Raw genomic sequence first — 11,000 nt, 5'->3', positions numbered from 1 at the left:
TGATACGGCCGACCGGCGTGTTGCCGCCGTCGCCGAGGAACTTGCGCGGGTTGACCACGTTGCCGTTTTCCCACACCTCGAAGTGCACGTGGGCGCCGGTGGAGCGACCGGTGGAACCGGCCTTGGCCACTTCCTGGCCGGCACGGACCAGATCGCCGACCTTCACCACCAGGCGCGAATTGTGCGCGTAGCGGGTGACGTAGCCGTTGCCATGGTCGACATCGACGACGTTGCCGTAGCCGCCCTTGACGCCGGAGAAGCTGACCACGCCATCGGCCACGGCCATGACCGGATCGCCGACCCGGGCGTGGAAGTCCATGCCCTTGTGGGTGGCGGCACCGCGGCCGAAGGGGTCGGCACGGGTGCCGAAGCCGGACGTGACATAGCTGTTGCGGATCGGCATGCGCGAAGGCACGGCGTTCTGCTGCAGCTGGTGATCGAACATCAGCGATTCCATCACCGACAGCTGGCGGCCTGAAGCAGCGAAACGCTGCTCCAGCACCTGTAAGTCGGCGTTGACATCCTTGACCGGGATGTCCGAGGTCGGGCCGCCGGCATCGCCGTCACCCAGGCCGGGAGTTTCGTTGAAGTCGAACTCGCCATCTTCCAGCTTGCCCATCTGGGTCAGCCGTTCGCCCAGGGCGTTGAGGCGGGTGGCCTGCGCCTGCAGCTCGCCGAGGCGGGCCGCCAACGCGTTGACCTGGGTCTGCGCATCGCGCTGGACCTTGGCCAGTTCAGCCTCCTGGCGGTCGACCTTGGCCTGCAGCCGCGAATCGTTGAACGCGTTGGCGCCGATTCCGCCTGCAAAGCCGATAATGCAGCCTACCCCGAGCACGCTGCCCAGCAGGGCACGGGGGCGGTCCTCGAAATAGAACCGCAAACGCGTGAGCGCCGATTTGGCCTGACCTTCACGCGTTTTGATTACGATCTTTTTGAATGCCATCAGTGAGTTTTCATGTCTGAGCCGAAATCCAGCGTTCGCCCCGCTTCCGTGCCGAAACCGGCACTGGATGCGGTAATGGCGGACAAAAGCGGGAACCCGCTGCGGCGTGCCTTGTGGCTCGACGCGCTGGACCGTCAGTTGCGCCCCCAGTTGCCGCCACCTCTGCGCAGCCGTTGCCGGCTGGCCAATGTGGACGGGGAACACCTCGTTTTTCTCGTCGAGTCCCCGGTCTGGCATGCCAAGTTCCGGCTTGCCGAGGCCCAGCTTCTCGACGCGGCCCGGTCCATCGGGCTGAAGGCCACCAGGGTGACCATCAAGACTGCGTCCACCACTCCCTCACGCTCCCCAGCGATCGACAACCGGAATGGCCCCCACGCAGTTTCAGCCGCCACGCACAAAGGGCTACGCGACGCCTTGGCAGCCCTGCAGGATGTTCCTTCGAAGCCGAAGAAGCGGTCCTGAGGACAACGGAGCCTCCTGCTCCGCTCCCCGTCGCGCGTGTCACCGCAGCGTGAAACATTTCGGGGGCCGGGTCGCATCCTAGCGGTCCCCGGTGGACCTGTCGTTAGATTGTTGTTAAAGCAACGTTAAATTCAGGCTTCCGATCCAACAGGTTCACGAAACCGTGACGACAGACCGACAGTCGCGTCACCTGCTGCGTCGTATCCATCGCAGCCTCCAGAAATGCGGACGCCGCCCTGAGAGGCGGCGTTTTTTCCTTTTAATTCAAAGCGTTATGTGGATCAGGCGTAGGCCGGGGTGGCGTACTCGACCGGATCCGGTACCGCCGGCGAGTCATAGCTGACCCACTCCCACGCGCTGGCATCGGCCATCAGCGCGCGCACCAGCTTGTTGTTGAGCGCGTGACCGGACTTGAAGCCCTCGTAGGCGCCCAGCACCTGGCCACCGGCGAGGTAGAGGTCGCCGATCGCATCAAGGATCTTGTGGCGCACGAATTCGTCGGCGTAGCGCAGCCCGTCTTCGTTGAGCACGCGGAACTCGTCAAGCACGATGGCGTTGTCCATCGACCCGCCCAGGCCCAGATTGCGTTCACGCATGTACTCCAGGTCGCGCATGAAGCCGAAGGTGCGCGCGCGGGAGATTTCCTTGGTGTACGCCAGCGTGGAGAATTCGATTTCCTGGCGTGACTGCTTGGCCGGGATCATCGGGTGGTCGAACTGGATGGTGAAGCCCAGCTTGTACCCCTCGTAGGGCGTGAAGCGGGCCACCTTGTCACCCTCGGTCACTTCCACGGTCTTGAGCACGCGGATGAAGCGCTTGGGCGCATCCTGTTCCACGATGCCTGCCGACTGCAGCAGGAACACGAACGGGCCGGCCGAACCGTCCATGATCGGCAGCTCGGCCGAGGACAGCTCGACGATGATGTTGTCCACACCCAGGCCGGCCAGAGCCGACATCAGGTGTTCAACGGTCTGGACCTTGGCGTCGTTGCAGGTCAGGCCGGTGCACAGGGTCACTTCGGTGACCAGCTCCGCCTTGGCCGGCACTTCCACCACCGGATCCAGATCCACGCGGCGGAACACGATGCCGTGGTTGACCGGTGCCGGGCGCAGGGTCATGTAGACCTTGTCCCCGCTGTGCAGGCCAACGCCGGTGGCGCGGATCGTGTTCTTGAGGGTGCGTTGCTGGATCATGGGGGCAGACCGGAAGTGACACCTTAGATTAACACGCGCACTCCCCTACCCCGGCTGAAACGGCGGCAGGACACACCGGCGCGCGGGTGGGACACGCGTGAAGGGCCGCCGGGCCTATCCTGGCCCGGCGCCCGCACTTCAGGACATGGTGGCGCGACCCGGGGAGGACAAGCCCCGGGCAGCTCCGCTCAGTCCGCCTGGCGGCGCAGGAACGCCGGGATGTCCAGGTAATCGTTCGGCAGCTCCGCCGCCGCCGGGGCCGAAGAGGCCGGGGCCGACGCGGTGGAGGCTGCCGCGGTATCGCTGCTGGCACGACGCAGGCCCAGGCCCATGCCGCCCACGGCCTTGGAGACCGCATCGCCACCCGTGTCGAACTCGCCGAACTCCGGCTGGCCGGTGGTGGCGTTGCGCACCAGCTTGATCGGCGCACGCTCGCCCGGACGCTGGCTCTTGCTGGCCGACACGCGGTTCAGGCCGGTAGCCACCACCGTCACGCGCACTTCGTCCTGCATGTCCGGATCCAGCACGGTACCGACCACCACGGTGGCATCTTCGGACGCGAAGCCATCGATGGTGCGGCCGATCTCGTCGAACTCGGCCATGGTGAAGTCGGCGCCGGCGGTGATGTTGACCAGGATGCCGTTGGCACCGGCCAGGTTCACATCGTCCAGCAGCGGGTTCTGGATCGCCGCTTCGGCGGCAGCCTGGGCGCGGTCATCGCCACGGGCGGTGCCGGTACCCATCATCGCCAGGCCCATTTCGGACATGACGGTGCGCACGTCGGCGAAGTCGACGTTGATCAGGCCCGGACGCACGATCAGGTCAGCAATGCCCTGCACGGCGCCCTGCAGCACGTCATTGGCGGCACGGAACGCCTGGATCATGGTGGCGTTGCGGCCCAGCACGGTGATCAGCTTCTCATTCGGAATCGTGATCAGCGAGTCGCAGTGCTGGCTCAGTTCCTCGATGCCCTTCAGCGCAACCTGCATGCGGCGACGGCCTTCGAACGGGAACGGCTTGGTGACCACGGCCACGGTCAGGATGCCCATTTCCTTGGCCAGCTGCGCCACCACCGGCGCCGCACCGGTGCCGGTGCCGCCGCCCATGCCGGCGGTGATGAACACCATGTCGGCGCCCTGCAGGGCGTCCATGATGCGCTCACGGTCTTCCAGGGCGGCCTGGCGGCCCACTTCCGGGTTCGCGCCTGCGCCCAGGCCCTTGGTCACGTTGGTGCCCAGCTGCAGCTGCAGCTTCGCACCGCAATTCTTGATGGCCTGCGAGTCGGTGTTGGCGGTGATGAACTCCACGCCGTCCACCGCCGAGTTGACCATGTGCGCCACGGCATTGCCGCCGCCGCCGCCCACGCCAACCACCTTGATCACCGCATTGGGTGCCATCTTTTCGATCAGTTCAAAATGCGCCATGTCCGTGTCCTCGTTGTATCCGCTTTCGATGGCATGGGCATTCGGGCGTCCTGCCGTCCTGCTGCATGCCGCCGTTGCGGCTGTGTGGGTTGTGTGTTGCCGGTGTTGCGTTGTGTTGCGGGTGTTGCATCCGGGCGATGCCCGGCGTTACGGGTTCCGCGTCAGAACTCGCCGCGGAACCAGGTCTTGAGTTTCTTGAACATGCTGCCGGCGCGCCCGGTCGGCAGCGATGGCCGGCGCGGATGCTCGATCTGGCTGCCCATCAGCAGCAGGCCCACGCCGGTGGCGTGCACCGGGTTGCCGACCACTTCGCCCAGGCCGGTGACGTGCTGCGGAATGCCCACGCGCACCGGCATCTGCAGCATCTCTTCAGCCAGCTCGACCACGCCTTCCATCTTCGATGCACCGCCGGTGAGCACCATGCCCGCGCGCACCAGCTCTTCGAAGCCGGAGCGACGCAGTTCGGCCTGCACCATCTCGAAGATTTCCTCGTAGCGGCCCTGCACTGCCTGCGCCAGCGAATGGCGCGGCATGCGCCGCGGTGGGCGATCACCCACCGACGGCACCTGGATGCTCTCCTCGGCAGTGGCCAGCTGGGCCAGGGCGCAGGCGTAGCGCACCTTGATCTGCTCGGCTTCCGGGGTCGGCGTGCGCAGCATGTGCGCGATGTCGTTGGTGACGTGGTCGCCGGCAATCGGCAGCGATGCGGTGTGGCAGATCGCGCCCTGCACGAACACCGCGATGTCGGTGGTGCCTGCGCCCATGTCGACCAGCACCACGCCCAGCTCGCGTTCGTCGGCGGTCAGCACCGCCACGCTGGAGGCCAGCGAGGACAGCACCAGATCATCCACCTGCAGGCCGCAGCGCTGCACGCACTTGCTGATGTTGGCGGCGGCGGACTGCGCGCACACCACCAGGTGTGCATGCACTTCCAGGCGCACACCGGTCATGCCCACCGGGTTGCGGATACCTTCCTGCGAATCATCCAGCACGTACTCGCGCGGGATCGCATGCAGGATCTTCTGGTCGGCCGGAATCGCCACCGCCTTGGCAGCGTCGAGCACGCGGTCCAGGTCGCCCCAGGTCACCTCGCCATCGCGGATCGGCACGATTCCCGGCGAGTTCTTGCACTGCACGTGGTTGCCGGAGATCGAGGCATAGACCGAACGGATCTCGCAGCCGGCCATCAGCTCGGCCTCTTCGACCGCACGCTGGATCGACTGCACGGTCGATTCGATGTCCACCACCACGCCGCGCTTGAGGCCGCGCGACTCGTGCGATCCGATGCCGATCACTTCGATCGGATTGCCCGGCGAATACTCGCCCACCAGCGCCACCACCTTGGAGGTGCCGATATCCAGGCCGACGATCAGCGATTTGTCACCCTTGCGATTCATGTCCTTTCCTGCGTCCTTCTTGCCGGGGTCGCCGGCGCGTCAGCCGGCGCGGCCGGGGTGCCCCAGCTCAGCGTGAAACCATTGGTGTAACGGAGATCGGCGCGCTCGATCGGCGCAGCCTGGTTGGCCAGTTGTGGCAGCACGCGCACGAAGCGCTGCAGGCGCGAACGGGCGTCATCGCGTCCTACCACCACTTCGGTGCCGTTGCTCAGCACCAGCGACCAGCTGCCGCGCGCATCCATGGTCAGCCGGCGCACGTCGACGCCGGCAGGCGCGAACAGCGCGCGTGAATCGTTGTACAGCTTGACCACTTCCTCGGTCTGGCTGTCGGGGCCATCCAGCTCGGGCAGCTGCAGGTCGGCCAGCTTCTTCGGCGTGGGGAACAGCTTGCCCTGCTCGGACAGCAGGCGGCCCTCGCCCCAGCGGGCGAAAGGCTTGTGCTCGACCAGGGTCACCTCCAGCACGTCAGGCCACTGCTTGCGCACCTGCGCGCTTTCCACCCACGGCAGCTTCTCCAGTGCGTCCTGCGCATCCTGCAGCTTGACCGCGAAGAACCCGGCACGCGCATACGGCAACAGCACCTGCTGCAGCTGCTCGGCCGGCACGCGCTTGAATTCACCGTGCACGCGCAGCTTCGCCAGCGGCCAGCGCTCGGCGCCGACCCAGCCATTGACCACGGCCACCACCGGCAGTGCCACCACCGACAGCGCCAGAAGCCAGACGAAGATGCGCAGCACCGCGTTCATGCGTGGCCAGCCTCCAGGGTCTGTTCAAGCACGCGCCACACCAGCTCCTCGAAGCCGATGCCGGCCTGGCGGGCCGCCTTGGGCACCAGCGAGTGGCTGGTCATGCCCGGCGCGGTGTTCACTTCCAGCAGGAAGAAGCGGCCACTGGCCCGGTCACGCATCACGTCCACGCGCCCCCAGCCACGGCAGCCGGCGGCGCGGAACGCGGCCAGCGCGATGCGACGGATCTCGTCCTCGGCCTCGCCGTCCAGGCCCGGGCACAGGTACTGGGTATCTTCTGCGATGTACTTGGCGTTGTAGTCGTACCACTGGCCTTTGGGCACGATGCGGATCGACGGCAGTGCGACGTCGCCAAGGATGGCGACGGTCAGCTCGTCGCCGACCACCATCTGCTCCATCAGCAGCTGGCCGTCGTAGCGCGCAGCCAACGCCACCGCCTCGTCCAGGCCTGCTTCGTCGGTCACACGGCTGATGCCCACGCTGGAGCCTTCGTTGGCCGGCTTGACCACCACCGGCAGGCCCAGCTCGCGCGCCTGTGCGTGGACGGTCTCGGCAGTGACCTTCCGGTACTGCGGGGTGGGCAAACCGACCGAGAGCCACACCTGCTTGGTGCGGATCTTGTCCATGCTCAATGCCGAACCCAGCACGTCCGAGCCGGTGTACGGCACGCCGAAGGCGTCCATCAGGCCCTGCACGATGCCATCCTCTCCGCCACCGTTGTGGCCGTGCAGGATGTTGAACACGCGATCGATGCCGCCGCCCGCCAATGCCCGGGCCAGGGCCGGAATGCCGTCCACGGCGAACGCATTGACGCCGCGCGACTGCAGCGCCTCCAGCACGTTGCGGCCGGAGTCCAGCGACACCTCGCGCTCGCTGGAGGTGCCGCCGAGCAGCACGGCGACGCGGCCGAACACGGCCGGGTCGGTACTGCGCAGCGGCGGGAAGGTCAGCGTGCTCACGCCTCGCCCTCCGCCTTGAAGCCTTCCACTGCGATGTGGGTGGCGACGGCGCCGATATCGCCGGCCCCCATCATCAGCAGCAGGTCACCATCCTGCAGCACGTCCGGCAGCACGCTCGCCAGCTCGGCGGCCTTGCCCACCACCACCGGCTCGCTGCGGCCGCGGGCGCGGATGGCGCGTGCCAGCGCATGCGAATCGGCACCTGCGATCGGCTCCTCGCCGGCCGGGTAGACCTCGCTCAGCACCAGCGCGTCGACGCTGGACAGCACTGCAGCGAACTTGTCGAACTGGTCGCGGGTGCGGCTGTAGCGGTGGGGCTGGAACGCGACCACCAGGCGCTTGTCGGCCCAGCCGCCGCGGGCAGCGGCGAACACCGCCTCCAGTTCGCTCGGGTGATGACCGTAATCATCGATGATCCGCACCCTGGCACCGCTGGCGGTGGTGACTTCGCCCAGGTCGTTGAAGCGACGGCCGACGCCGGCGAAGGCCTCCAGCGCACGGGCAATTGCATCCGGTGCCACGCCCAGCTGCCAACCGACCGCAGCGGCGGCCAGCGCGTTGAGCACGTTGTGTCGGCCCGGCAGTGCCAGCACCACTTCCTGGCTGGTGCCCTGCGGCAGGCGCAGGGTGAAGCGCATGCGCGAGCCCTCCTGCACCACGTTCTCGGCGCGCACGTCGGCCTGCGGGCTCATGCCGTAGCTCATGACGTGGCGCGGCGTCCTGGCGGCCAGTGCAGCCACTTCCGGATCGTCGATGCACAGCACCGCCAGCCCGTAGAACGGAAGGCGCTGCAGGAATTCGGCGAATGCGGCCTGCACCCGGGCGAAGTCGTTGCCGTAGTTCTCCAGGTGGTCCGCATCGATGTTGGTGATGATCGACATCAGCGGATTCAGGCGCAGGAAGCTGCCATCGCTCTCATCGGCCTCTGCCACCAGCCACTGCCCACCGCCCAGCTTGGCATTGGCGCCGGCGGCCAGCAGCTGGCCACCGATCACGAAGGTCGGGTCCAGGCCGCCCTCGCTCAGCACCGCTGCCGTCAGGCTGGTGGTGGTGGTCTTGCCATGGGTGCCGGCCACGGCGATGCCACGCCGGAAGCGCATCAGCTCGGCCAGCATCGCCGCACGCGGCATGATCGGAATGCGCTGGCTGCGCGCCTCCATCAGCTCCGGGTTGTCTTCGCGGATCGCGCTGGACACCACCACGCAGTCGGTGCCCAGCACATTGGCCGCCGAATGGCCACGCATGATGCGTGCGCCCAGGCCGGCCAGGCGGCGGGTGGCCGCATTGTCGGCATTGTCCGAACCGGACACTTCATAACCCAGCGTCAGCATCACTTCGGCGATGCCGCTCATGCCGGTGCCGCCGATGCCGACGAAGTGCACGCGCGGGAAGGCGCGCACCAGGTCGTTGGTGTCGTGCAGGCGACGGATCATGCGCGGCCTCGCGCAGGGCAGGCGCGCTGGCATGCCTTCTTCATACAGCTTCCTCGAGAATGATATCGGCGATGCGCTCGGCGGCATCGACCTTGGCCAGGGCACGCGCGGCTTGCGCCATCTGCATGCGGCGGCCGGGATTTTCGGACAGATCGCGCAGCAGTGCGGCAATGCCGTCTGCCAGCGTTCCGTCCTGCTTCAGCAAAACCGCCGCGCCGCGCTCGACCAGATACTCCGCGTTGCGGGTCTGGTGATCGTCGACGGCGGCGGGGAATGGCACCAGCACGCTGCCGACACCGACCGCGCACAACTCGGCCAGGGTCGATGCCCCGGCACGGCACACGACCAGGTCGGCCCACGCGAATGCCTCGGCCATGTCCGCGATGAACGGCGTGATCTGCGCCTGCACGCCCGCCTTGGCATAGGCCTCGACCGCTTCGGCGTGCAGCTTCTCGCCGCTCTGATGGCGCACCTGCACCGGCACTTCGGCACCGAGCGCTGCGATGGCCTGCGGCACGCCGCTGTTGAGTGCGCGCGCACCCTGGCTGCCACCCACCACCAGCACGCGCAACGGACCGTGGCGATCGGCGAAACGCTGTTCCGGCGGCGCGATCGCGGCGATCTCCGCGCGCACTGGATTGCCCACCGCTTCTTCACCCTTGGCGAAGGTGCCCGGGAACCCGGTCAGCAGGCGGCGCGAGTAGCGCGACAGGATGCGGTTGGTCATGCCGGGTGCGCGGTTCTGCTCGTGCACCAGCAGTGGCAGCCCATGCAGGCGGGTGGCCATGCCACCGGGTCCCGAGGCGAATCCGCCGAAGGCAATCACCGCACGCGGCTGGCGACGGCGGATGATCATGCCGGCCGCACGCAACGCGCGCATCAGCCGCCACGGTGCGCCCAGCAGTGCCAGCTTGCCCTTGCCACGCAGGCCGGTGATGGACAGCGTGTCGATCGGAATGTCGTGCTGCGGCACCAACCGGGTTTCCATCGCGCCTTCGGCGCCCATCCAGGTGACCGGCACGCCACGCTCGCGCAGCACGCGGGCCACGGCCAGCCCCGGGAAGATATGCCCGCCGGTACCACCGGCCAGGATCATCACCGGGCGAACGTTGTGGTCGGCAGCGCTCATCCGAGCCTCCCGAAAGTCGGTTCGACGCGGGACTGCAGGCGGCTGGTGCCACGCACGGCAGGGCCCGCGCCGGCAGGCGCGTCCGCGCCCATCGGCAGCGACCCCGCGGACGGGGCGGACGGCTCTTCGGCCGGTGCGGTGGCAGCATCGTCGCCGCCGCCGATGCGCACGGCCTGGCGGCGCTCGGCACGCTTCAGCTCGTAGGACACGCGCAGCAGCAGGCCCATCGCCACGCAGGTCATCAGGACCGACGAACCGCCCGAGGAGATCAGCGGCAGGGTCAGGCCCTTGGTCGGCAGGATGCCCAGGTTCACGCCGATCGAAACGAAGGTCTGCATGCTGATCCACAGGCCGATGCCGAAGGCGATGTAGCCGGAGAAGTGGCGCTTCATTTCCACGCAGCGCATGCCCAGCCAGAAGGTGCGGCCGACCAGCAGCGCGAACAGGGCGATGATGACGCAGGTGCCCATGAAGCCGAATTCCTCGGCGGTCACCGAGAAGATGAAGTCGGTATGTGCTTCGGGCAGGTAGTACAGCTTCTGTACCGAATTGCCGAGGCCGACGCCGGTCCACTCGCCGCGCCCCACCGCCATCAGCGCGTTGGACAGCTGGTAGCCGTCGCCCTGCTGGTCGGCCCACGGGTCCAGGAACGAGGTGATGCGGCGCATGCGGTACGGCTCGATGATCGCCAGCGCGCTCATGCCGACCAGGCCGATGATCACCGGCATCGACATGCGCGGCATGTTGACTCCGCCCAGCACCAGCATGCCGGCCGTGATCGCCAGCAGCAGGGTCGACGAACCGAAGTCGGGCTGCAGCAGCAGCAGCACCACCAGCGCACCGGCCACGCCCAGCGGCTTGAGCATCGCCGGCCAGGTCGCGTTGACCTCGTCGCGGAAGCGCACCAGGTAGCTGGACAGCCAGACGATGTACAGCACCTTCACCGCTTCCACGGTCTGGAACTTGGAGACCCCCAGGTTGATCCAGCGGCGGGCACCATTGACGCTGCTGCCCAGACCGGGAATGAACACCACCAGCAGCAGTGCGAAGCAGCCCAGCAGCAGCACCTGGTTGTACTGCTCGATGGACTTCAGCTCGGTACGCGCGGCAATGGCCGCCAGCACGATGCCGATCGCCAGGAACACCAGGTGGCGGTTGAGGTAGTAGAACGGGCTGCTCATCAACGCGATCGAGCTCGACGCCACCATCACCACGCCCAGCCCGGTGAGCGCGAGCATCGCACCCAGCAGCCACTTGTCGTAGCTGCCTTCGATGGCTTCGAGGCGTGTTGCCTGGCGGGACAGGTCGTTCATC

General features: G+C 67.3%; 10 protein-coding genes. 1 reads left to right on the top strand and 9 read right to left on the bottom strand.

The window, feature by feature from the left end; genetic code table 11:
- Positions 1 to 943 (bottom strand): M23 family metallopeptidase (locus AC06FB_RS04875; protein ID WP_478053428.1); only part of this gene is annotated, 943 nt, incomplete at its 3' end.
- Positions 944 to 955: 12 nt separating this feature from the next.
- On the opposite strand from AC06FB_RS04875, the gene AC06FB_RS04870 reads away from it, so the two are divergent.
- The gene (locus AC06FB_RS04870; RefSeq protein WP_053516447.1) at positions 956 to 1,405 is read left to right on the top strand and encodes a DciA family protein; all 450 of its coding nucleotides are present in this window, start codon (positions 956 to 958) and stop codon (positions 1,403 to 1,405) included.
- Between the two features lie 281 nt (positions 1,406 to 1,686).
- On the opposite strand, the gene lpxC is transcribed toward AC06FB_RS04870, so the two are convergent.
- The 8 genes from lpxC to ftsW form a co-directional block, all read right to left on the bottom strand.
- Positions 1,687 to 2,598 carry a UDP-3-O-acyl-N-acetylglucosamine deacetylase gene (gene lpxC / locus AC06FB_RS04865; RefSeq protein WP_053516449.1) on the bottom strand — a complete coding sequence of 304 codons (912 nt, stop codon included), beginning with the start codon at positions 2,596 to 2,598 and terminating at the stop codon, positions 1,687 to 1,689.
- 188 nt (positions 2,599 to 2,786) lie between these two features.
- Positions 2,787 to 4,022, bottom strand: a complete 1,236-nt coding sequence (gene ftsZ / locus AC06FB_RS04860; protein ID WP_053516450.1) for a cell division protein FtsZ — start codon at positions 4,020 to 4,022, stop codon at positions 2,787 to 2,789.
- A gap of 161 nt (positions 4,023 to 4,183) precedes the next feature.
- Positions 4,184 to 5,419: a cell division protein FtsA gene (gene ftsA / locus AC06FB_RS04855; protein ID WP_005408083.1), complete on the bottom strand. Its 1,236-nt coding sequence runs from the start codon at positions 5,417 to 5,419 to the stop codon at positions 4,184 to 4,186.
- Positions 5,416 to 6,165 (bottom strand): cell division protein FtsQ/DivIB, encoded by a 750-nt coding sequence (locus AC06FB_RS04850; protein ID WP_053516451.1) that lies wholly within the window; start codon positions 6,163 to 6,165, stop codon positions 5,416 to 5,418. Before AC06FB_RS04850 ends, ftsA begins: the two co-directional genes overlap by 4 nt.
- Complete coding sequence (locus AC06FB_RS04845) at positions 6,162 to 7,124, bottom strand: D-alanine--D-alanine ligase (protein WP_053516452.1); 963 nt, start codon at positions 7,122 to 7,124, stop codon at positions 6,162 to 6,164. Before AC06FB_RS04845 ends, AC06FB_RS04850 begins: the two co-directional genes overlap by 4 nt.
- Positions 7,121 to 8,557 (bottom strand): UDP-N-acetylmuramate--L-alanine ligase, encoded by a 1,437-nt coding sequence (gene murC / locus AC06FB_RS04840; RefSeq protein WP_053516454.1) that lies wholly within the window; start codon positions 8,555 to 8,557, stop codon positions 7,121 to 7,123. The genes AC06FB_RS04845 and murC overlap by 4 nt, the downstream gene beginning before the upstream one ends.
- Positions 8,558 to 8,597: 40 nt before the next feature.
- Entirely contained in the window at positions 8,598 to 9,686 is a 1,089-nt protein-coding gene (gene murG, locus AC06FB_RS04835) for an undecaprenyldiphospho-muramoylpentapeptide beta-N-acetylglucosaminyltransferase (RefSeq protein ID WP_065175811.1), read from the bottom strand.
- Positions 9,683 to 10,999, bottom strand: coding sequence for a putative lipid II flippase FtsW (gene ftsW, locus AC06FB_RS04830; protein ID WP_065175812.1), 1,317 nt, complete (start codon positions 10,997 to 10,999; stop codon positions 9,683 to 9,685). The genes murG and ftsW overlap by 4 nt, the downstream gene beginning before the upstream one ends.
- Position 11,000: the final 1 nt, after the last annotated feature.

This window comes from Stenotrophomonas sp. Steno-C15, assembly GCF_056393265.1.
Note: the sequence above shows the minus strand (reverse complement) of the source record. Positions and strands in the feature narration are given on the sequence as shown.

Coding starts and splice junctions, on each gene's coding strand:
- AC06FB_RS04870 (WP_053516447.1), top strand. CDS start 956: ATGTCTGAGCCGAAATCCAGCGTTCGCCCCGCTTCCGTGCCGAAACCG.
- lpxC (WP_053516449.1), bottom strand. CDS start 2,598: ATGATCCAGCAACGCACCCTCAAGAACACGATCCGCGCCACCGGCGTT.
- ftsZ (WP_053516450.1), bottom strand. CDS start 4,022: ATGGCGCATTTTGAACTGATCGAAAAGATGGCACCCAATGCGGTGATC.
- ftsA (WP_005408083.1), bottom strand. CDS start 5,419: ATGAATCGCAAGGGTGACAAATCGCTGATCGTCGGCCTGGATATCGGC.
- AC06FB_RS04850 (WP_053516451.1), bottom strand. CDS start 6,165: ATGAACGCGGTGCTGCGCATCTTCGTCTGGCTTCTGGCGCTGTCGGTG.
- murC (WP_053516454.1), bottom strand. CDS start 8,557: ATGATCCGTCGCCTGCACGACACCAACGACCTGGTGCGCGCCTTCCCG.
- murG (WP_065175811.1), bottom strand. CDS start 9,686: ATGAGCGCTGCCGACCACAACGTTCGCCCGGTGATGATCCTGGCCGGT.
- ftsW (WP_065175812.1), bottom strand. CDS start 10,999: ATGAACGACCTGTCCCGCCAGGCAACACGCCTCGAAGCCATCGAAGGC.